Origin of the sequence: Flavobacterium sp. M31R6 (assembly GCF_013284035.1) — a bacterium.
GTDB lineage: Bacteria > Bacteroidota > Bacteroidia > Flavobacteriales > Flavobacteriaceae > Flavobacterium.
This window is the reverse complement of record NZ_CP054141.1, coordinates 949686-969749: the sequence shown is the minus strand read 5'-3', so window position 1 is coordinate 969749 and position 20064 is coordinate 949686. Positions and strand designations below refer to the sequence as shown.

28 protein-coding genes and 1 pseudogene are annotated in these 20064 nt (G+C 34.2%); 25 read left to right on the top strand and 4 right to left on the bottom strand.

What is annotated here, in order from left to right; translation table 11 throughout:
• The first annotated feature begins 2 nt into the window (after positions 1-2).
• The 23 genes from HQN62_RS03865 to HQN62_RS03775 all read left to right on the top strand — a co-directional run bounded on the left by HQN62_RS03865 (position 3) and on the right by HQN62_RS03775 (position 12944).
• A complete protein-coding gene (locus HQN62_RS03865) occupies positions 3-1325 on the top strand; it encodes a gluconate:H+ symporter (RefSeq protein ID WP_173503397.1) in 1323 nt (440 codons plus the stop codon).
• Positions 1326-1328: 3 nt separating this feature from the next.
• The gene (locus tag HQN62_RS03860; protein WP_173503396.1) at positions 1329-2747 is read left to right on the top strand and encodes a gluconokinase; all 1419 of its coding nucleotides are present in this window, start codon (positions 1329-1331) and stop codon (positions 2745-2747) included.
• Positions 2748-3026: 279 nt separating this feature from the next.
• On the top strand, positions 3027-4352 hold the full coding sequence (locus tag HQN62_RS03855; RefSeq protein ID WP_173503395.1) for a phage integrase SAM-like domain-containing protein: 1326 nt from the start codon (positions 3027-3029) through the stop codon (positions 4350-4352).
• Positions 4353-4359: 7 nt separating this feature from the next.
• Positions 4360-4596 carry a hypothetical protein gene (locus HQN62_RS03850; protein WP_173503394.1) on the top strand — a complete coding sequence of 79 codons (237 nt, stop codon included), beginning with the start codon at positions 4360-4362 and terminating at the stop codon, positions 4594-4596.
• A 1224-nt stretch (positions 4597-5820) separates the two neighbouring features.
• A complete protein-coding gene (locus HQN62_RS03845) occupies positions 5821-6051 on the top strand; it encodes a hypothetical protein (protein ID WP_173503393.1) in 231 nt (76 codons plus the stop codon).
• Between the two features lies 1 nt (position 6052).
• A complete protein-coding gene (locus HQN62_RS19020; protein ID WP_256412882.1) occupies positions 6053-6178 on the top strand; it encodes a hypothetical protein in 126 nt (41 codons plus the stop codon).
• Between the two features lie 24 nt (positions 6179-6202).
• The gene (locus HQN62_RS03840; RefSeq protein ID WP_173503392.1) at positions 6203-6478 is read left to right on the top strand and encodes a hypothetical protein; all 276 of its coding nucleotides are present in this window, start codon (positions 6203-6205) and stop codon (positions 6476-6478) included.
• A 66-nt stretch (positions 6479-6544) separates the two neighbouring features.
• Positions 6545-6670, top strand: a complete 126-nt coding sequence (locus HQN62_RS19015) for a hypothetical protein (RefSeq protein WP_256412880.1) — start codon at positions 6545-6547, stop codon at positions 6668-6670.
• A 24-nt stretch (positions 6671-6694) separates the two neighbouring features.
• Positions 6695-6823: a hypothetical protein gene (locus HQN62_RS19010; protein WP_256412877.1), complete on the top strand. Its 129-nt coding sequence runs from the start codon at positions 6695-6697 to the stop codon at positions 6821-6823.
• Positions 6795-7010, top strand: coding sequence for an LbetaH domain-containing protein (locus HQN62_RS03835; protein ID WP_173503390.1), 216 nt, complete (start codon positions 6795-6797; stop codon positions 7008-7010). The genes HQN62_RS19010 and HQN62_RS03835 overlap by 29 nt, the downstream gene beginning before the upstream one ends.
• Positions 7011-7150: 140 nt before the next feature.
• Positions 7151-7483 (top strand): hypothetical protein, encoded by a 333-nt coding sequence (locus tag HQN62_RS03830; RefSeq protein ID WP_173503391.1) that lies wholly within the window; start codon positions 7151-7153, stop codon positions 7481-7483.
• Positions 7484-7507: 24 nt separating this feature from the next.
• Positions 7508-7636, top strand: a complete 129-nt coding sequence (locus HQN62_RS19005) for a hypothetical protein (protein ID WP_256412877.1) — start codon at positions 7508-7510, stop codon at positions 7634-7636.
• Positions 7608-7823 carry an LbetaH domain-containing protein gene (locus HQN62_RS03825; RefSeq protein ID WP_173503390.1) on the top strand — a complete coding sequence of 72 codons (216 nt, stop codon included), beginning with the start codon at positions 7608-7610 and terminating at the stop codon, positions 7821-7823. The genes HQN62_RS19005 and HQN62_RS03825 overlap by 29 nt, the downstream gene beginning before the upstream one ends.
• Positions 7824-7963: 140 nt before the next feature.
• Positions 7964-8284, top strand: a complete 321-nt coding sequence (locus HQN62_RS03820; RefSeq protein ID WP_173503389.1) for a hypothetical protein — start codon at positions 7964-7966, stop codon at positions 8282-8284.
• 13 nt (positions 8285-8297) lie between these two features.
• Complete coding sequence (locus HQN62_RS03815) at positions 8298-8630, top strand: hypothetical protein (RefSeq protein ID WP_173503388.1); 333 nt, start codon at positions 8298-8300, stop codon at positions 8628-8630.
• 661 nt (positions 8631-9291) lie between these two features.
• Positions 9292-9573 (top strand): helix-turn-helix domain-containing protein, encoded by a 282-nt coding sequence (locus HQN62_RS03810; protein ID WP_254454474.1) that lies wholly within the window; start codon positions 9292-9294, stop codon positions 9571-9573.
• A gap of 1 nt (position 9574) precedes the next feature.
• Entirely contained in the window at positions 9575-10243 is a 669-nt protein-coding gene (locus tag HQN62_RS03805; protein WP_173503387.1) for a hypothetical protein, read from the top strand.
• A gap of 34 nt (positions 10244-10277) precedes the next feature.
• Positions 10278-10886 (top strand): hypothetical protein, encoded by a 609-nt coding sequence (locus tag HQN62_RS03800; protein ID WP_173503386.1) that lies wholly within the window; start codon positions 10278-10280, stop codon positions 10884-10886.
• Between the two features lie 762 nt (positions 10887-11648).
• Complete coding sequence (locus tag HQN62_RS03795) at positions 11649-11831, top strand: hypothetical protein (protein WP_173503385.1); 183 nt, start codon at positions 11649-11651, stop codon at positions 11829-11831.
• Between the two features lie 45 nt (positions 11832-11876).
• Positions 11877-12026, top strand: coding sequence for a hypothetical protein (locus HQN62_RS03790; protein ID WP_173503384.1), 150 nt, complete (start codon positions 11877-11879; stop codon positions 12024-12026).
• Positions 12027-12326: a hypothetical protein gene (locus tag HQN62_RS03785; RefSeq protein WP_173503383.1), complete on the top strand. Its 300-nt coding sequence runs from the start codon at positions 12027-12029 to the stop codon at positions 12324-12326.
• Positions 12327-12415: 89 nt separating this feature from the next.
• Positions 12416-12703, top strand: coding sequence for a hypothetical protein (locus tag HQN62_RS03780; RefSeq protein WP_173503382.1), 288 nt, complete (start codon positions 12416-12418; stop codon positions 12701-12703).
• Between the two features lie 46 nt (positions 12704-12749).
• Positions 12750-12944, top strand: coding sequence for a hypothetical protein (locus HQN62_RS03775; protein WP_173503381.1), 195 nt, complete (start codon positions 12750-12752; stop codon positions 12942-12944).
• A 1222-nt stretch (positions 12945-14166) separates the two neighbouring features.
• Here HQN62_RS03775 and mobB read toward each other — a convergent pair.
• Positions 14167-15456 (bottom strand): conjugal transfer protein MobB, encoded by a 1290-nt coding sequence (gene mobB, locus HQN62_RS03770; RefSeq protein WP_173503380.1) that lies wholly within the window; start codon positions 15454-15456, stop codon positions 14167-14169.
• Positions 15453-15884 carry a conjugal transfer protein MobA gene (gene mobA, locus HQN62_RS03765; protein ID WP_173503379.1) on the bottom strand — a complete coding sequence of 144 codons (432 nt, stop codon included), beginning with the start codon at positions 15882-15884 and terminating at the stop codon, positions 15453-15455. The genes mobB and mobA overlap by 4 nt, the downstream gene beginning before the upstream one ends.
• A gap of 216 nt (positions 15885-16100) precedes the next feature.
• On the opposite strand from mobA, the gene HQN62_RS03760 reads away from it, so the two are divergent.
• Together HQN62_RS03760 and HQN62_RS03755 are read left to right on the top strand one after the other, a co-directional pair.
• Complete coding sequence (locus HQN62_RS03760) at positions 16101-16781, top strand: nucleotidyl transferase AbiEii/AbiGii toxin family protein (RefSeq protein WP_173503378.1); 681 nt, start codon at positions 16101-16103, stop codon at positions 16779-16781.
• Between the two features lie 39 nt (positions 16782-16820).
• Positions 16821-17138, top strand: a complete 318-nt coding sequence (locus HQN62_RS03755; protein WP_173503377.1) for a DUF6922 domain-containing protein — start codon at positions 16821-16823, stop codon at positions 17136-17138.
• An 808-nt stretch (positions 17139-17946) separates the two neighbouring features.
• Here the strand turns inward: HQN62_RS03755 and HQN62_RS19165 are convergent.
• Positions 17947-18040: pseudogene (locus tag HQN62_RS19165) on the bottom strand (IS982 family transposase); the annotation flags it as partial.
• A gap of 72 nt (positions 18041-18112) precedes the next feature.
• Positions 18113-20056, bottom strand: a complete 1944-nt coding sequence (locus tag HQN62_RS03750) for an OmpA family protein (protein WP_173503376.1) — start codon at positions 20054-20056, stop codon at positions 18113-18115.
• Between the last annotated feature and the right edge of the window lie 8 nt (positions 20057-20064).

Here is a 20064-nt window from a genome sequence, read left to right as displayed (position 1 = left end):
ACATGTCCATATTGATTTTAATTATAAGCATTGTATTGTTACTGATTCTGATTTCTGTAATCAAGCTCAATGCCTTTATTGCACTAATCATTACCGCTCTCTTTGTTGGAATTACAAAAGGAATGCCTTTCCCCGAAATCATAAACTCATTGCAACAAGGTATTGGCAGCACACTCGGTTCTTTAATTTTAATTCTAGCCTTTGGAGTAATTCTTGGTAACTTATTATCAAATAGCGGAGCGGCACAACAAATAAGTTCCGTAATGACTAAATTATTTGGCGCAAAACACATTAAATGGGCGATGGCTATAACTGGTTTTGCCGTTGGTATTTCCATGTTTTACAATGCTGGTTTTATCATTTTGATCCCAATGGTGTTTGCAGTCAACACAAGTACTAAACAACCTCTTATCTATCTAGGTATTGCTATGGCATCCGCATTGTCTATTACCCATGGTTTTTTACCTCCACATCCTGGACCAACTGCCATTGCCGTAATTTTCAAAGCCAATATTGGCAAAACCTTACTTTATGGATTGATTGTAGCGCTCCCAGCTTTACTCATAGCGGGAATTATATTTCCGGAATTTATTAAAAAAATCAGTGCCAATCCTCCAAAAGGTTTATTCGAAAGTAAAACATTTCAAGAATCCGAACTTCCTTCTTTTACCATAAGCATCGTTTCCGCTTTGATTCCAATTTTACTAATGGCTTTGGCAACCATAACCGAATTGACATTAGCCGAAACCAATTCTATCCGAATCATTCTCGGATATATCGGAAACCCAACAATAGCCCTACTAATTGCCGTTCTGTTTGTATTTGTATTTTTAGGGATAAAGAGAGGTCAAAAAATGCAAGATATCATAGACAAATCAAGTACAGCACTTGCATCGGTAACTATGATTATTTTAATTATTGCATCAGGAGGTGCTTTCAAACAAGTTCTTATTGATAGTGGCATTGGAACAGATTTAGCCGTGTTTTTCGAAAAATCTACACTTTCACCCTTAATCCTAGGATGGTTAATTGCCACAATTATTCGAGTAGCAATAGGCTCGGCTACAGTGGCAGGATTAACCGCTGCAGGAATAGTTCAACCTTTGGTGGCGAGTTCAGGCATCAGTCCAGAATTGATGGTGCTTTCTATTGGAGCTGGAAGTCTGATGTGTTCCCATGTCAATGATACCGGTTTTTGGATGTTCAAAGAATATTTTGGCATTAGTCTAAAAGACACTTTTAAAACATGGACTGTAATGGAAACGATTATTGGGATTATGGGATTGATTGGTGTTTTAATTCTAAATCAATTTGTGACTATTTAAAACATGGAAAAAACATACATAGGAATCGACATTGGCACAACGGCTACAAAAGCAATTTGTTTTGATGCAAACGGAAACGTATTGCATCAAATCACCAAAGAATATCCAATGTACCATCCTGAAGAAAATTGGAGCACTCAAAAGCCAAATGAAATTTTAGATTCCGTTTTAGCCTGCATTAAAGAAATTACAAAAAACACAAAACCTGAATTCATCAGTTTTAGTGCTGCTATGCAAAGCATTCTTATCATAAATAAAGAAGGTTCTCCAATAAGCGATGCGCTACTTTGGGCAGACAATAGAGCTACTTCAATTGCTACAGCCATAAAAAAATCTGAATTTGGATCTATTTTTTATCAAAAAACAGGTATTCCAATCCATCCTTTTTCTCCAATGACAAAACTAGCTTGGTTAAAAGAAAATGAACCCAATTTATTCAACAATGCTTTTAAATTTATCAGCCTCAAGGAATATATTTGGCATCAACTTACAGGAGAATATGTTATCGATTCCTCGATGGCATCGGGTACTGGAATAATGAACATCCACACTTTGCAATGGGATGAAACTATTCTTAATTATTTAAATATAAAAGAAAATCAACTTTCGAAAATTGTGTCACCAACGCACAAATCCAAAGGAATTAAAGATGACTTTTTATACATTCTAGGCGGCGGAGATGGCCCATTGGCGAATCTAGGAACTGGTTCAATGGAAAAAAATCGAATTGCCTTATCGATAGGCACTAGCGGAGCTGTACGAATTCCCATTGAGCAACCTTACATTGATGCTGAAATGCGGACACAATGTTATCATTTAATGAACAATCAATACTTAAAATTGGGAGCGGTAAATAATGGCGCAATCATTTTACAATGGCTTAAAGAATCCCTTTTAAAAACAAATGAATCGTACGAAACCCTTTTAGAACAAGCAAAACAAATTCCCGCAGGTTCTGATGGTTTGCTTTTTGTTCCCTATTTACTTGGAGAAAGAGCACCAATTTGGGATGCCGAGGCACAAGGAACTTTATTGGGTATTAAAATCACCCATCATAAAGTCCATTTTATAAGAGCTACTCTCGAAGGCATTCTTTTTGGATTGTTTAGTGTTGTCGAAATTTTACTTCCAGATTCCAAAATAAGAAAAGAAACTACCGTAATGGTCAGCGGTGGTTTTGGCAAAAGTGAGTTATGGCTGCAAATGGTGGCCGATATCTTTCAAATGAACGTTGTTGTTTCCGAAACCATTGAAGGAGCAGCCTGGGGAGCTGTTTTAATTGGATTTAAAGCTACTGGAAATACAAAATCATTAGAAAATAAAATTGAAACGATTTTTTACCCCAACCCAAATCACAGATTGATTTATGAAAAAGCATTTGAGAAATTCAAAAAGGTTTATCCTTTGCTAAAAGATATTTAGCATAAAAGATCATAAACTAAAAAAGCGTTGAGTTAGATTTGACACAACGCTTTTTTTTCAGCAGAGAGGAAGGGAACGCAACCTATACAATTAAATATAATTTAATATAACTTATGCAATCTTTAAAATATAGCGTAAAGCCTTATTATAATTAGGTTTTTATTTAAAAGTGTGTATTTTTATGTTGTCAACTAAATGAGTTAGTTAGATAAATGTCGGGACTATGTCGGGAATTATTAAAATTTTCACTATATTTGAAAAGTCTTAAAAAAATTAAAAATGGCATCATTTAAGTTTTTCACAAAAGGAAACGGTAATCTTTCAACAATTTATGTTAGGTTTTATCACGGGCGAAAAATTGATATTACGAAATCAACCTCGTTATTGATAAATCCTAAATTTTGGAACAATACAAAGGGAGTTGTTAAACAAATTTCTGAATTTAGCGACAAAATTAATTTTCAAAAAAAATTAAGTGATTTAGAAAACGCAATTATTGATAATTTTAATAATGACTATGCAAACGGCATAATTATAAATGCGGAATGGTTAGAGGTTCAATTAAACAAGCATTTAAACAGAAAAGAAATAACAGATTTAAATTACTTTATTAATTATGCTGAAAATTATTTAAAAAAGCTACCTTCTACAAAAAGACACGACGGTAAAATGGGAGTTACAAAAGCAACCATAACAAAAATAAAAACCGTAATAAAGAAAGTTACTGATTACGAAAAGCATTTTAAGAAAAAATTACTTTTGACTGATATTAATTTAAAATTTCATGAAAATTTTATTTATTATTTACATGATATTGAAAAACTTAATTTTAATACGGTTGGAAAATATATACAATTTGTAAAAACTATTGTTTATGATGCAAAAAACCATGATTTAAATATTAATCATGAAATTGAGAAAAAGGAATTTAAACAGATTAGAGAAAAAACAACTTTCGTTACACTTTCCGAAAATGAAATTGATTTAATATTTAATAAAGATTTTAGTGATAAACCGAGCTTGGATAATGCTAGAAATTGGCTAATTATTGGTGTTTGGACTGGCGCAAGGGCTGGCGATTTATTGAACTTTACAGATAAAAAAATCAATAACAATTTTATAGAATACGTAGCACAAAAAACACAACAAAAAATCGTTATACCAATGCATTGGCAGGTAAAAGCAATTTTAGAAAAATGCAATGGATTACCACATAAAATTTCAACTCAAAAATATAATGATTATATTAAATTGGTATGTCAAGAGGTTGGATTAAACGAATTAATAGAAGGGTCAAAAAGTGTTGATATTAACAATAAAGAAAATAGTAAAATAAAAAAACCTAAAATATTTCGCAAACAAAAAGATATTTACAAAAAGTGGGAACTTGTTTCAACTCACATTGCAAGGCGTTCTTTTGCTACTAATCATTACGGAAAATTACCTACGCCTGTTTTAATGTCTGCGACGGGTCATACAACTGAAAAAATGTTTTTGGCTTATATTGGGAAATCTTCAATTGATAATGCTGAAATATTGAGAACTTATTGGAATAAACTAGAACAAATAAAAGAACAAAAGACCGTTTTACAAATCGCTAATTAACTAAATTATGGTAACTACAGGAGAAGAAAAAGCACAAAATTATATTACTAAACTCGAAAAGGAAAATGAAATAATGAAAAAACTTTCAACATCAATAGGCTTTTATGAGTCTTATTTTGAAGAACTGAAAAACTATGTAAGTAAAGAATTAGCTTTTGAGAAAGTAAATAATTTATATTTAGAATTATTTGGAGTAAAAAGATATGATAATTTTTTACAGTTTTGCGGAATGATAAGAAATTAATAAATCTTGTAAAAAAATCTTTTCTAAATAATAGAAAAGATTTTTTTTAATTTATTTGGTTCTATTCATTGGCACAAATGCAACCTTCTGCAGTGGAGCGATTGGATTTTGAAAAACATCAAACTGGTTTATCCATTAGCTCACAATCACAATCTTTAAATACTCTCTCTAAAAACCACTTTTGCGATATTAGTAAAACTGGAGCGTTCCTATGCCTTGTAGCGACTGAATTTTAAAAAACATCAAACTGGAATAATCTTTATTTTAGAATAAAAACCTAATATTAACAATATTTTTAACAAAAAGATATCCAGTAAATTTTATTTTTTTTTCAACAGTTCTATACAATTTACCAAAATGCTCTAAGCAGGCATGAGGATGCTAAACCAACTATTAACTCGTGTTTCGCTAGTGGGTAATACACAGTAGTAGCCACTAAAGAATTTGCAAACTATTCATTGGCACAAATGCAACCTTCTGCAGTGGAGCGACTGGATTTTGAAAGGCGTCAAACTGGTTTATCCATTAGCTCACAATCACAATCTTTAAATACTCTCTCTAAAAACCACTTTTGCGATATTAGTAAAACTGGAGCGTTCCTATGCCTTGTAGCGACTGAATTTTAAAAAACATCAAACTGGAATAATCTTTATTTTAGAATAAAAACCTAATATTAACAATATTTTTAACAAAAAGATATCCAGTAAATTTTATTTTTTTTTCAACAGTTCTATACAATTTACCAAAATGCTCTAAGCAGGCATGAGGATGCTAAACCAACTATTAACTCGTGTTTCGCTAGTGGGTAATACACAGTAGTAGCCACTAAAGAATTTGCAAACTATTCATTGGCACAAATGCAACCTTCTGCAGTGGAGCGACTGGATTTTGAAAAGCATCAAACAGGAGCATCCATTGGCTCATAATCACATTCTTTAAATACTCTCTCAAAAAACCACTTTTGCGATATTAGTAAAACTGGAGCGTTCCTATGCCTTGTAGCGACTGAATTTTAAAAAACATCAAACTGGAATAATCTTTATTTTAGAATAAAAACCTAATATTAATAATATTTTTAACAAAAAGATATCCAGTAAATTTTATTTTTTTTTCAACAGTTCTATACAATTTACCAAAATGCTCTAAGCAGGCATGAGGATGCTAAACCAACTATTAACTCGTATTTCGCTAGTGGGTAATACACAGTAGTAGCCACTAAAGAATTTGCAAACTATTCATTGGCACAAATGCAACCTTCTGCAATGTAGCGACTGGATTTTGAAAAGCATCAAACAGGAGCATCCATTGGTTTACAATCACATTCTTAAAATGCTCTTTTCTAAAAATCAGTTTTGCTGTTTAGGATTGAAACTGATGCAACCTTCTGCAGTGGAGCGACTGGATTTTGAAAGGCGTCAAACTGGAGCATCCATTGGTTTACAATCACATTCTTAAAATGCTCTTTTCTAAAAATCAGTTTTGCTGTTTAGGATTGAAACTGATGCAACCTTCTGCAGTGGAGCGACTGGATTTTGAAAGGCGTCAAAGTGGAGCATCTATTGGCTCACAATCACATTCTTAAAATGCTCTTTTCTAAAAATCAGTTTTGCGGTTTGTAATTGAAACTGATGCAACCTTCTGCAGTGGCGACTGGATTTTGAAAAACATCAAACTGGAGCGTCCATTGGTTCTATTCATTGGCGCAAATGCAACCTTCTGCAGTGGAGCGACTGGATTTTGTAAAGCATCAAACTGGAGCGTCCATTGGCTCTATTCATTGGCGCAAATGCAACCTTCTGCAGTGGAGCGACTGGATTTTGTAAAGCATCAAACTGGAGCGTCCATTGGCTCTATTCATTGGTGCAAATGCAACCTTCTGTAGTGGAGCGACTGGATTTTGAAAAGCATCAAACAGGAGCATCCATTGGCTCATAATCACATTCTTAAAATGCTCTTTTCTAAAAATCAGTTTTGCTGTTTAGGATTGAAACTGATGCAACCTTCTGTAGTGGAGCGACTGGATTTTGAAAGGCGTCAAAGTGGAGCATCTATTGGCTCACAATCACATTCTTAAAATGCTCTTTTCTAAAAATCAGTTTTGCGGTTTGTAATTGAAACTGATGCAACCTTCTGCAGTGGCGACTGGATTTTGAAAAACATCAAACTGGAGCGTCCATTGGTTCTATTCATTGGCGCAAATGCAACCTTCTGCAGTGGAGCGACTTGATTTTGTAAAGCATCAAACTGGAGCGTCCATTGGCGCAAATGCAACCTTCTGCAGTGGAGCGACTGGATTTTGTAAAGCATCAAACTGGAGCGTCCATTGGCTCTATTCATTGGTGCAAATGCAACCTTCTGTAGTGGAGCGACTGGATTTTGAAAAGCATCAAACAGGAGCATCCATTGGCTCATAATCACATTCTTAAAATGCTCTTTTCTAAAAATCAGTTTTGCTGTTTAGGATTGAAACTGATGCAACCTTCTGCAGTGGAGCGACTGGATTTTGAAAAGCATCAAACAGGAGCATCCATTGGCTCATAATCACATTCTTAAAATGCTCTTTTCTAAAAATCAGTTTTGCGGTTTAGGATTGAAACTGATGCAACCTTCTGCAGTGGAGCGACTGGATTTTGAAAAACATCAAACTGGAGCGTCCATTGGCTCTATTCATTGGCGCAAATGCAACCTTCTGCAGTGGAGCGACTGGATTTTGAAAAGCATCAAACTAGAGCATCCATTGGCTCATAATCACATTCTTAAAATGCTCTTTTCTAAAAATCAGTTTTGTGGTTTAGGAGTAAAACTGATGCAACCTTCTGCAGTGGAGCGACTGGATTTTGAAAGGCGTCAAAGTGGAGCATCTATTGGCTCACAATCACATTCTTAAAATGCTCTTTTCTAAAAATCAGTTTTGCGGTTTGTAATTGAAACTGATGCAACCTTCTGCAGTGGCGACTGGATTTTGAAAAACATCAAACTGGAGCGTCCATTGGTTCTATTCATTGGCGCAAATGCAACCTTCTGCAGTGGAGCGACTTGATTTTGTAAAGCATCAAACTGGAGCGTCCATTGGCGCAAATGCAACCTTCTGCAGTGGAGCGACTGGATTTTGTAAAGCATCAAACTGGAGCGTCCATTGGCTCTATTCATTGGTGCAAATGCAACCTTCTGTAGTGGAGCGACTGGATTTTGAAAAGCATCAAACAGGAGCATCCATTGGCTCATAATCACATTCTTAAAATGCTCTTTTCTAAAAATCAGTTTTGCTGTTTAGGATTGAAACTGATGCAACCTTCTGCAGTGGAGCGACTGGATTTTGAAAAGCATCAAACAGGAGCATCCATTGGCTCATAATCACATTCTTAAAATGCTCTTTTCTAAAAATCAGTTTTGCGGTTTAGGATTGAAACTGATGCAACCTTCTGCAGTGGAGCGACTGGATTTTGAAAAACATCAAACTGGAGCGTCCATTGGCTCTATTCATTGGCGCAAATGCAACCTTCTGCAGTGGAGCGACTGGATTTTGAAAAGCATCAAACTAGAGCATCCATTGGCTCATAATCACATTCTTAAAATGCTCTTTTCTAAAAATCAGTTTTGTGGTTTAGGAGTAAAACTGATGCAACCTTCTGCAGTGGAGCGACTGGATTTTGAAAAGCATCAAACTAGAGCATCCATTGGCTCATAATCACATGCTTAAAATGCTCTTTTCTAAAAATCAGTTTTGTGGTTTAGGAGTGAAACTGATGCAACCTTCTGCAGTGGAGCGACTGGATTTTGAAAGGCGTCAAACTGGAGCGTCCATTGGTTCTATTCATTGGTGCAAATGCAACCTTCTGCAGTGGAGCGACTGGATTTTGAAAAGCATCAAACAGGAGCATCCATTGGCTCATAATCACATTCTTAAAATGCTCTTTTCTAAAAATCAGTTTTGCTGTTTAGGATTGAAACTGATGCAACCTTCTGCAGTGGAGCGACTGGATTTTGAAAAACATCAAACAGGAGCATCCATTGGCTCACAATCACATTCTTAAAATACTCTTTTCTGAAGTCTAGTTTTGCGGTTTAGAATTGAAACTGATGCGATCTTCTGAAATGGAGCGACTGGATTTTGTAAAGCATCAAACAGGAGCATCCATTAGCTCTATTCATTGGCGCAAATGCAACTTTCTGCAGTGGAGCCACTGGATTTTGTAAAGCATCAAACTGGAGCATCCATTGGTTCTATTCATTGGCACAAATGCAACCTTCTGCAATGGAACGACTTGATTTTGTAAATGTTAAATTAAAAATATTTTGAATCATAAAAAAAAGGGAACAATTTCATCTTTTTTATTTTTAAAGTAAAAGTACGTTTGTTGAGTTCTAATTTATTATGCTTAATTATAATGTAATAAAGACAATTGAAATCTAAAATAAGAGTCAAAAATAACTACAAATAACGATTATTTTAAGAAAGTTGAAAAGTTCAACCATTTTTATTTTAAAGTAAAAGTACGTTTGTTGAGTTCTAATTTATTATGCTTAATTATAATGTAATAAAGGCAATTGAAATCTAAAGTAAGAGTCAAAAATAACTATAAACTGCTTTTGTATATAGTTAACTAAGTTAACCATTATTATTTAAGATTTAAAAGAAGTTTGTATCAGTATTAAAAACAACAATAAAAATATTTTAATCTAAAAATTGATATTATGAATACAACAATGTTACATGGGATTAGTCCCGACGAATTAACCGAAAAAATTTTGAACGGTGTAAAAGTTGAAATGGAAAAATTTAAAAAAGAAATCGAGTCTCCTGAAAAAACTGAATTTTTAAGCAGACAAGAAACGGCAACTTTTTTAAAAATATCTCTTTTTTGCGTTCATGATTGGGTAAAAAAAGGAATTTTAAAACCGTACAAAATGGGAAATAAAACTTTTTTTGAACGAAAAGAAATTGAAAATAAATTATTTAACTCAAACACTTTGTAAAATGGATAATATTATTATTAATAAAGGAAATATTGTAAATCATGGTTTTACTTTAAATTATCGCAGTGCAATTATTTTGAGTGCAATAAATCATGTTTTTCAAAATAAATCTATTTCGCCATTTGAATGTATAACAGATGAAAACGGGGTTTGGTTCGGGTGTTCTTATTCGCAAATTATTACAGAAGTTCCAATTTTGAAGCTTAATAAAGTTACGTGTTTAAAAATTGTAAATAATCTAATTGATTTAGGGTTTATTGAAAGGCATATAAATAATGCTAAATTATCTAAAACCTTTCTAAAGCCTTCGAGAAATTTTAAATTATATTTCGAAAACAACAAAAATGAAGTAGTAATTGATCAAAACAAAACTTATTTTTTCGATGGAAGATTAAGTCCGTTGCATTGGTTTTTATTAGATGCAATTGATAAAAATCAAAAAAACAAATTTAATTCTGAATTTGTATTTATTAATGAAACTGAGGTTTTAAAATCTCTTTTTGGTGTAATTAATTCAAAACCTACATTTGTAAAAATTTTCAAAGATTTAGTGAATTTTGGTTACATCGAAAAAACAAAAAACTTTGTAACTGGTAAAATATTTTATTATAAAGCGGGTGCAAAATACTTAGAATATAACGAGTTAAAAAATAAAGAGAGAGGATTTTAAACCTCTCTCTTTATTTGAACTAACAGTTTTTGGAATGGCTATTTTAAAGTATAAATATATGGGTAAAGATGAAAATTATCAATTTAATATATTCATAAATCAAAAAGCGTGTATTGAATTTGAAAAAGAAAATAATATTGATACTAAAAAATTAAGTTATGATCATTATGTTTTATTGTCGTTTATTATTATTTCAATGAAGTATGAAAATGGTTTTTTTAAACGTAAAGATCATGAAGGCGATAGATATATTTTACTTAACAATAGTGTTTTTTTGAAGCAATTACCAAAAATAAAAACAAAAATGGTAGCAAATAAACTGGCATTATTAAAAGATTTAGGTTACATATTAATATTTATTGAAAATAATAATGAAAGATACATATCGGTAAACTGGAGCTTGTTAAATAAATGGATTGGCACAAATAAAAACACACATACAAAACATTTAAAAAAGCATGATGTAAAAACGTATGAGCAAGTGTTTGCTTTTGCGAAAAAAAGTCATCGTTGTACAGAAGAAGAAGCGGAAGAAATGTTTTTGACATTTGATATATATAGGTATTTTGAGGGTAGTTATGATTTAGAAGATATTAGAAGTGGATTAATTAAGTTTATTACTTCATGGAAAATAAGGAAATAAATATACATGTAAAATCAATAGGTTTTCCAAGATTGGAAATAACAATATGATAACCTGATAATGATTGTGTTGTTAATATGCAATAGTTGTATTATCATTGGGTATTGATTTTATAATCAATAGGGTATTAAATATATTTAATAGGGGTTATAAATATATTTGGTAGAGGTGTCAAATATATTTAGTAGAGGTGTCAAATATATTTGATTGGGGTATCAAATATATTTATATCAGTTATATAAATATTTATATAAACAAACTGATATAAACAAATTGATATAAATAATTGAGAGATTGTAATCGCTCTCTTTTATTTATTTTTTTTTATTTAATAAAAAGAAAATATAAGTTATTGTTTTAACTGGCAAACTATTAATGATTATTGATTTTTATTGTTGTTGCTGTCGGTGGGGTATGGGGTGAAATCTCTGGGGTTCTGAATTAGCGTACATCGCTGTTTAATTAGAATTTTACTCTGGGTTTATTTTCTTGGGGGGGGTTGTGCAGATTTTGTTTTGATTAATATTGTTTTATCGATTTAAAAAAAAAACATCAAACTGGTTTAACATTGCTTTTATACTTGCTTTGGTAAATTTTACCAAAGCAAGTATAAAAGCATCAAACTGAAGCATCCATTGGCTCTATTCGTTGGCGCAAATGCAACCTTCTGCAATGGAGCGACTGGATTTTGAAAAACATCAAACTGGAGCGTCCATTGGCTCACAATTACATTCTTAAAATGCTCTTTTCTAAAAATCAGTTTTGCGGTTTAGGAGTGAAACTGATGCAACCTTCTGCAGTGGAATGATTGGATTTTGTAAAGCATCAAACTGGAACATCCATTGGCTCTATTCGTTGGCGCAAATGCAACCTTCTGCAATGGAGCGACTGGATTTTGAAAAACATCAAACTGGAGCGTCCATTGGCTCACAATTACATTCTTAAAATGCTCTTTTCAAAAATCAGTTTTGCGGTTTAGGATTGAAACTGATGCAACCTTCTGCAGTGGAGCGACTGGATTTTGAAAGGCGTCAAACTGGAGCATCTATTGGCTCACAATCACATCCTAAAATGCTCTTTTCTAAAAATCAGTTTTGCGGTTTAGGAGTAAAACTGATGCAACCTTCTGCAGTGGAATGATTGGATTTTGTAAAGCATCAAACTGGAACATCCATTGGCTCTATTCATTGGCGCAAATGCAACCTCCTGCAATGGAGCGACTGGATTTTGAAAAACATCAAACTGGAGCGTCCATTGGCTCACAATCACATTCTTAAAATGCTCTTTTCTAAAAATCAGTTTTGCTGTTTAGGATTGAAACTGATGCAACCTTCTGCAGTGGAGCGACTGGATTTTGAAAGGCGTCAAACTGGAGCATCTATTGGCTCACAATCACATCCTAAAATGCTCTTTTCTAAAAATAAGTTTTGCGGTTTGTAATTGAAACTGATGCAACCTTCTGCAGTGGAGCGACTGGATTTTGAAAAACATCAAACTAGAGCGTCCATTGGTTCTATTCATTGGCGCAAATGCAACCTTCTGTAGTGGAGCGACTGGATTTTGAAAAGCATCAAACTGGAGCGTCCATTGGCTCTATTCATTGGCACAAATGCAACCTTCTGCAATGTAGCGACTGGATTTTGAAAAGCATCAAACAGGAGCATCCATTGGTTTACAATCACATTCTTAAAATGCTCTTTTCTAAAAATCAGTTTTGCTGTTTAGGATTGAAACTGATGCAACCTTCTGCAGTGGAGCGACTGGATTTTGAAAGGCGTCAAACTGGAGCATCCATTGGTTTACAATCACATTCTTAAAATGCTTTTTTCTAAAAATCAGTTTTGCGGTTTGTAATTGAAACTGATGCAACCTTCTGCAGTGGAGCGACTGGATTTTGAAAAACATCAAACTGGAGCGTCCATTGGCTCTATTCATTGGCGCAAATGCAACCTTCTGCAGTGGAGCGACTGGATTTTGAAAAGCATCAAACTGGAGCATCCATTGGCTCTATTCATTGGCACAAATGCAACCTTCTGCAGTGGAGCGACTGGATTTTGAAAAGCATCAAACTGGAACAAATATTATAAACATCTAATAGTCAAATTTTGAAGGCTTTAAATAAAAAGAGAGGTTTTAAATTCTTTAGTCCCAGCTACTGTGTTATACATACTACCAAAATACTCTAAGCAGGCGTGAGGATGCAAAAGCAATTATTAACTCGTGTTTTATTTAAATAAAAAGAGAGGTTTTAAATTCTTTAGTCCCAGCTACTGTGTTATACATACTACCAAAATACTCTAAGCAGGCGTGAGGATGCAAAAGCAATTATTAACTCGTGTTTTATTTAAATAAAAAGAGAGGTTTTAAATTCTTTAGTCCCAGCTATTGTGTTATACATACTACCAAAATACTCTAAGCAGGCGTGAGGATGCAAAAGCAATTATTAACTCGTGTTTTCTATCTAGTTTACTTGGTATCGACTAAAGAAAGTTCGAATTATTTATTTTATTTTATTTTTGTAATATACATATTACATTGTTGTTTAAAAATATTGATTCATAATAAAAATCTTTAAACTCTTTTTTAGGATTAACTCAAAAAAAAAGAAAAAAAATATAGGTTTTCTTTAATTGTCGGGACTATGTCGGGAATTTTAAACAAAAAAAAATCGTAAAGCCTTTATATATGGTGCTTTACGATTTTTAACAGCAGAGAGGAAGGGATTCGAACCATTGCCAAAAAACCCCGTGTTAATAATACTTTCTGAAATTTTAAACTTCGTGTGCCACGAATGTGCCACAAAATCATTTTAATATCCAAAAACACTCCTCAGTATCTTAAAGTGCTTTCTACAAGAAAACAACCTTTCTTTTAAAGAACAAAATTCAACTTAATATTCTTCAAATATAATAAAAGATTGTTAGTTTCTATCAAATTAAATTCCTTTTTTCGATCACTTTTTCCCTATTCCCTCATCTGGATTACTTGAATTGCAATGCTACGATTTACCTTTTAATTAAAGGAGATACTTGTGTCAAACACACCCCTTTGGGAGATTAACCAATCCCAAAAAAAATACAGCCTATCAAATTCTCCTAAGAAGCGCTTTGGCTGTCTTAGTCTCAAAGAAATAATTGGAAACAGTTATAAAAAACAAAGGCACTCCCTCCTACTTAAGTCGGGATAGCCTTTATTTTTTTAAAATGATACAGCCAATTTGATGAATCACTCCTCTGTCGTGAATCCCCAAAAAGGCCGGCGATTAAATTGATAGTATTTACTATCTTTTTTTGCGTCTGGCTTTCTTTTTCATTTGGTTGGCAAATAATTCTTCATCATAGTCTTCTGCTTTTGCATTGGGCAATAATCCTCCAAATACTTCAATAAGATTGTTTTCTTCGTGGTAATAGGACAGATATTCCTTATCCAAAAAGCCAAACAGATTGTTTGGTTGTTTGACCTCTTCATTTGTAGTGGCATTGTTCTTTGAAGCAAGATTTCCCTGTAGAGACTGCTCCATCTTATTGCCATTGTTCCACCAGTCGTTGAAAACGTTAGCCGAAAGGCTTTTGCCTAATTGTGAACCGTTCCACACGGATTTTGAAGCATGGTCTACAAAGGTAATTCCGTAAACTCTGCCTTCACCATTTCGTCTTACAACGGTATTAATTCCTCGTTCCAACAACCGTTTTTTGAATTCCCTTTCATTCGATGCCTCCTGAAAGGACATCTCAATGGTTGTCTTAAGCAAAGCTTTGGATGGCTCATTTTTCAACAATTCTTTGGACTGGGCATAGTGTTGTTGAAGCTGAACATATCCTGCCTGTTTACCGAACAGCGAAGCCTTAAAGGGATTGCTTGCTTTTTCTCCCTTTTCATTTAATGCAAAATATACCAGTCCCTGCCTTGGGATTCCGTTATATTCGCCCTTGACTTCTTCGGCGGTAATATTGAAAAGGGAAAGTAGGGTATTATAGGTCCCGAAACCTTCAAATTTATAGTTTTTTGGTAAATGACTGATTACCGAAGCCATCTGGCTCTTTATATCCCCAGCCTTGTAATCAACGGGTTTGAATATTTGATTTTGTGGATTTTGCTTTTTCTCGATTGCCGATATCAGGCAGTATTCTTTTTCCAATTCACGACAGACATCCATAGAACGCCTTTTTTCAAATTTATCAGATATTTTTCTTCCCTCTTCATCCACGCAAACCGATACAATATGAATATGGGTACGGTCAATATCAGTATGCTTGAATACCACAAAAGGCTGTTCTGTGTAACCCATTTTCTGCATATACTCCTGAGCCAGCTTTTCAAACTGCTCATCACTTACCTTATCGTTCGGATCAGGATTCAGCGATATATGCAATACTGGTTTTTCTGTCTTTCGATTGGCGAGCAGGTACAGTTCAAAAGAACGCAACAGTTGGCTGACGGTATAACTGCCATCGGGGGTTTGAATTATCTTATTGGTATACAAAACCTGTCCATTATCTTTTTCCACTTTAAGCTGATTGTACACCAATGCCCCATAAAGATTATTTCCTCTTCCTATTTTAGCTATCATTTTTTCAGGTGTTTTGCTTCAAACTCCTCCGTTAGCTGGATAATCTTTTGGCATAACATCGCCATTTCCGCAGTCTGTTTTTCCAGTTTATAGAGATAGGTTGCGGCTTTCTTTTCGGAAAAATTGCGGTAAAGTATTTTTACCACTTGGTTATAATTGGTTCCTACAGCCCTGAACTGGCCGAATAAAGTGGTCAGGCGCATATAGTAATCCATGGCTGCCTTGTCAACCTTTACTGTCGTAATCCCTTTTTGGAATACACATGCGGTAATAAAATGTGCCATTACATCCATGCGTGAAGCTTCATAAAGAGAAAGGAATCGTGCATTTTCTTCAGCCGTAAGGCTTATGGAATAGCGGTGAACGGCGGGATCTTTCTTGGGATGCCTGCCTCCTTTATGCGGAGTTGTTTTGCCGTTGCTTTCCATAACTATTATTACTGGTTTCGTCTAAAGAATTTTAAAACCAATATATTTTATTATTAGTAATGCCATCTAAATATTGGTGGATGTGGAAGCATTTGGCTTATTATTTCCTCATGTGGATTTTCGCTTTAAGGACAACTTCCGTCAAATAAAGCCACGACAGGACACTTTCTAAGAGTGCCTCGCTTTCGGGATTAATTTCATAAAAAACGTGAAATTATGCTCTACAAAGAAACAGTTACCAAAGAGATGTGGGAACTTCTTCAAAGACTCATGAAAGATGAAAAATTGAAAGATTTTAACCTTGTAGGAGGAACAGCTCTCAGCCTAATGATTGGCCATAGATTAAGTATCGATTTGGATCTGTTCACCACAAAAGACTTTGATGATCAAGCCATGCTTGCCCAATTAGCTAATCAGTATCCGATAAAAATCAGGGAGATTCATAAGAACACAATGCTTTTGGATATAGGTAGTGTCAAGGTAGACATTATCTCCCATAAATATCCATGGCAGGAACCTATCCAGAATGAAGAAGGAATAAGGTTGGTGTCTTTATATGACATCGGTGCCATGAAGCTACATGCAATCTTCCAAAACGGTACAAGGATTAAGGATTTTGTCGATATGTATTTTCTTTTAGAACACCATCCCCTTAAAACCTATTTAGAAGCTTACCAAAACAAATATGATGGAAATCCCAGACTGGCTGCTCTTGCATTAATGGATCATAGGAATATAGACAAAGAAGAAAAAGTCAAACTCCTGAAAGGCAAAGAAACCAATTGGAACAAAATGACCCAGCGGCTAAAAAAAGCAGTTTTCAATCCTTCCATTTCATTTTCTGAATCAAAAAATCAAATTCCTCCACCCAATAAAGGACGTGGATTTAGACGCTAAGCGTTTGAATAAGAAGATAAAAAATCGTATATTTACTTCATGGCACGAGTTAAAAAAAATAAGGAAATCCCAAATCTAAACCCAATATTTTTTTGGGATTTCGACATAGATGCAATGGACTTTGAGAGAGCCTATAAAACTATTATTGCCCGTATCGTAGAGCGTGGAGGACAAGAAGAAATCGACGAAATTGTTCGTTTCTACGGCCTTAAAAAGGTGGTAAAAGCGATTCGTGACGAAATTTATTTTCTTCCTAATTATGCCATTGACAAGGCTTTAAAATTGTTTCCTGAACTTAAAAAGGAAGAGATGTACTGCTATCTTAACCGTAAGGATAAACCCTACCACTGGATCTAGTTTTTAGACTATAAGCCATTCTTACGAACAAATAAATAAAAAGAAAACGAAGTTAGTCCATGCATTAAACTTAGCAAAAGACTACGGCATAATGTCTTGCTCGTTCCTCACAAGCCACCCTTGCGGGACTTATTCCGTTTCCTTTTGCTAAGTTTAATGCCAGCCCTGTTAAATTGCTTTCTTTTTCTTTTTTATGGTTTTTCTGTTTTCTTTTGAATTTATATTTATGGCTTTACATATGCACATACAGCAATATTTGAAAGCTTGAATATTTACATACAAATATGTGCCTGTGTTCAAATATGTATTCTTGCCTATGCGTAAAAGCATATTCAAATAAAAACATTTGCATGTAAAAGCGTATTCATGTAAAAGCATATGTATGTAAAAACAGCCTTACTACTTTTATAGTTTTATACTTTTGCAGATACCTTACACAATTCATTATTTAACAGACTGCAAAAAATAAATTATGTTAGGCATATTGGTAAGGTGTTTTTAACAACCTTAAACAAAAGGAGCTTATTATCATCCTCGAAACTATTTGTAACCTTAAGCGTCTTTGAGGGTGAATCACTTTTTAAATTACCGAAAAAAAAAGGGCATCAGCCCTTCCAATTAAAACCATCTGCAATAATATTTTCAAAAGAAAATAGCAAGTTGTGTTTTGAGATGCTTGAAATGAATTCAGCATCTCAAAACCACTTGCCCCTGCAGGGGCTGGAAAACGTGTCCAAAGTCGCCGTTTTATTAAAATTACAATTGGACATTTAATTAATTCAAGTTGCTAGTTAATCGATTTGTTTAATTACAGTCCACAGACAAATAGTGTTAGCGTTAGTAGAAAACCCTTCTAGTGTAACTGCATGTATTGTTCTTGGAAACATTTTCTTGCACCCCGACCTGAGACCAATAAAAAAGCTGCAAGATTCACTAGCAGCTTTTAACATTTCTGTACTAGGAAGTAAAAACTATTATCTCATCGAGACAATAATAAATTCGCTTCGCCTATTAGCTTGATGCTCTTCTTCGGAACATTTTACTCCTTCAGCGCAATGATTTACCAACTGAGATTCTCCGAAGCCATTCCCTATTAACCGAACCGAATTGATTCCATTCTTTACCAGCCAATCTACTGTGGACTTGGCTCTCTTATCCGATAATATTTTGTTGTATTTTGCTGTCTGACGGCTATCGGTATGCGAACGCACCTCGATTTTCATCTCTGGATACTGACGCATCACTTCCAGCACTTTAGCCAGCTCATAAGCTGCATCTTTGCGAATAAAAGACTTGTCTAAATCAAAATAGATGAGAGGAATATCCAATGTTTTAGCCAAATCAGTTCCAACAGCTATTGGCTTTATGCGTCTCTCTAGAACCAAAGGAAAATCTTTACTGCCACTGGATATTTTAGTTGTAACAGATGCTTCTTTGGTTTGATATTCTTCTTTCTCTCCTCTTACATAATAGGTTTTACCACAATCCACTGGAAAACTGTAATGCCCTTGTGCATCTGTCTGCATCACTTGAAGAGGTTTGAAGTTGTTATCAAACAAACTTATCTTGGCATTTGGAAGTATTTGACCCGAATCCAAATCAGTTACAAGTCCCATGAGGGTTTGCTCGCAAATCAATTTTTTATTCTCTACAAATCGGTAAATATCATCATATCCTTTTCCGCCTTCCCTATTCGAAGTGAAAAATCCATTTCTATTTTTGCTGTCGATTAAAAATGCAAAATCGTCTTGTTTACTATTTATTGGCTCTCCTACGTTTTGTATACCATAAAAGCTTTGGTCAACTTCAATTTTGGCTACAAAAACATCTAATCCTCCTAAGCCAGGTCTCCCGTCACTTGCAAAATACAATTCGTTATCATTAGAAACAAAAGGAAAGGTTTCTCTGCCTTCTGTATTGATTTCGGGTCCAAGATTCTCTGGAACACCATAAGTCCCATCTTCATTTATTTTAACTTTAAATAAATCTGATTGTCCTAATGTTCCTGTCATATCAGAAGCGAAATATAAAGTTTTTTCATCAACACTCAAAGCTGGATGCGCTACACTATAATTATTGCTGTTAAACGGCAATTCAGTCACATTTCTCCATTCTCCTTCTTTATCAATTGTGGCTTTGTAAAGTTTAAGCAAAGTGTTTTTATTGGCATCTTTTCCTCTTTTACCTTCTAGAAAATTGTTTCGGGTAAAATACATCGTCTGCCCATCTTTTGTAAACACAGGGGTCGATTCATTAAACTTAGAATTGATCTTACGTTCAAAACGTTCCGGCGTTCCCATTTCCCCATCGGGTTTCATCTCTGACCAATACAGATTAGTAAAAGATTTATTAGTCCATTTGAATACTTTCTTAGAAATCCCTCCAGTATCTCTAGCCGAAGCAAATACCAACTTTGTCCCAAAAAATGAACTCCCATAATCTGAAAATTTTGAATTCACACCTGCATCCACAACTTGGAATCTGCTTGAATTGGCTTTGATTTCTTCTAGGTAATTTCTATTCTCTTTAAAAAGTATTCCGCGTTTATCGTTACCCTTTTTTTGGTTGAATTGTTCTAATATTTGATCGGCTTTGACATAATCCCCAGTTGATTTCAATGCTTGTGAATAGCGGTAAAAATACTCTGGTTCCTGATTGGGATATACCGCAAACAGTTGGTCATACCATTTAAGAGCCTGTGGTAATTCCGCTTTAAAATAATAGGCATTTCCAAGCTTTTGGAACATTTTCTCATCCTGATATCCTTTTTCGGCAACTTTCTCATAATTATCTATGGCATCTACATAGGCAAAACGATCGTAGTCCTTTTCAGCTCTGCTGACAGTTGTTTTTTGTGAAAATCCTTGTAAAAAGAAAGCACTCAAAAACAGACTGTAAACTATATTTCTAATTTTCATAAGCGTAA

Bases quoted from the DNA above. Each gene is read 5' to 3' on its own strand.
- HQN62_RS03825 (WP_173503390.1), top strand. From the start codon at position 7,608: ATGCAACCTTCTGCAGTGGAGCGACTTGATTTTGTAAAGCATCAAACT.
- HQN62_RS03860 (WP_173503396.1), top strand. From the start codon at position 1,329: ATGGAAAAAACATACATAGGAATCGACATTGGCACAACGGCTACAAAA.
- HQN62_RS03780 (WP_173503382.1), top strand. From the start codon at position 12,416: ATGCAACCTTCTGTAGTGGAGCGACTGGATTTTGAAAAGCATCAAACT.
- HQN62_RS19015 (WP_256412880.1), top strand. From the start codon at position 6,545: ATGCTCTTTTCTAAAAATCAGTTTTGCTGTTTAGGATTGAAACTGATG.
- HQN62_RS03790 (WP_173503384.1), top strand. From the start codon at position 11,877: ATGCAACCTTCTGCAGTGGAGCGACTGGATTTTGAAAGGCGTCAAACT.
- HQN62_RS19020 (WP_256412882.1), top strand. From the start codon at position 6,053: ATGCTCTTTTCTAAAAATCAGTTTTGCTGTTTAGGATTGAAACTGATG.
- HQN62_RS03805 (WP_173503387.1), top strand. From the start codon at position 9,575: ATGGATAATATTATTATTAATAAAGGAAATATTGTAAATCATGGTTTT.
- HQN62_RS03820 (WP_173503389.1), top strand. From the start codon at position 7,964: ATGCTCTTTTCTAAAAATCAGTTTTGCGGTTTAGGATTGAAACTGATG.
- HQN62_RS03855 (WP_173503395.1), top strand. From the start codon at position 3,027: ATGGCATCATTTAAGTTTTTCACAAAAGGAAACGGTAATCTTTCAACA.
- HQN62_RS03830 (WP_173503391.1), top strand. From the start codon at position 7,151: ATGCTCTTTTCTAAAAATCAGTTTTGCGGTTTAGGATTGAAACTGATG.
- HQN62_RS03760 (WP_173503378.1), top strand. From the start codon at position 16,101: ATGCTCTACAAAGAAACAGTTACCAAAGAGATGTGGGAACTTCTTCAA.
- HQN62_RS03750 (WP_173503376.1), bottom strand. From the start codon at position 20,056: ATGAAAATTAGAAATATAGTTTACAGTCTGTTTTTGAGTGCTTTCTTT.
- HQN62_RS03800 (WP_173503386.1), top strand. From the start codon at position 10,278: ATGGCTATTTTAAAGTATAAATATATGGGTAAAGATGAAAATTATCAA.
- HQN62_RS03815 (WP_173503388.1), top strand. From the start codon at position 8,298: ATGCTCTTTTCTAAAAATCAGTTTTGTGGTTTAGGAGTGAAACTGATG.
- HQN62_RS03850 (WP_173503394.1), top strand. From the start codon at position 4,360: ATGGTAACTACAGGAGAAGAAAAAGCACAAAATTATATTACTAAACTC.
- mobB (WP_173503380.1), bottom strand. From the start codon at position 15,456: ATGATAGCTAAAATAGGAAGAGGAAATAATCTTTATGGGGCATTGGTG.
- HQN62_RS03775 (WP_173503381.1), top strand. From the start codon at position 12,750: ATGCAACCTTCTGCAGTGGAGCGACTGGATTTTGAAAAACATCAAACT.
- HQN62_RS03835 (WP_173503390.1), top strand. From the start codon at position 6,795: ATGCAACCTTCTGCAGTGGAGCGACTTGATTTTGTAAAGCATCAAACT.
- mobA (WP_173503379.1), bottom strand. From the start codon at position 15,884: ATGGAAAGCAACGGCAAAACAACTCCGCATAAAGGAGGCAGGCATCCC.
- HQN62_RS03755 (WP_173503377.1), top strand. From the start codon at position 16,821: ATGGCACGAGTTAAAAAAAATAAGGAAATCCCAAATCTAAACCCAATA.
- HQN62_RS03865 (WP_173503397.1), top strand. From the start codon at position 3: ATGTCCATATTGATTTTAATTATAAGCATTGTATTGTTACTGATTCTG.
- HQN62_RS03810 (WP_254454474.1), top strand. From the start codon at position 9,292: ATGAATACAACAATGTTACATGGGATTAGTCCCGACGAATTAACCGAA.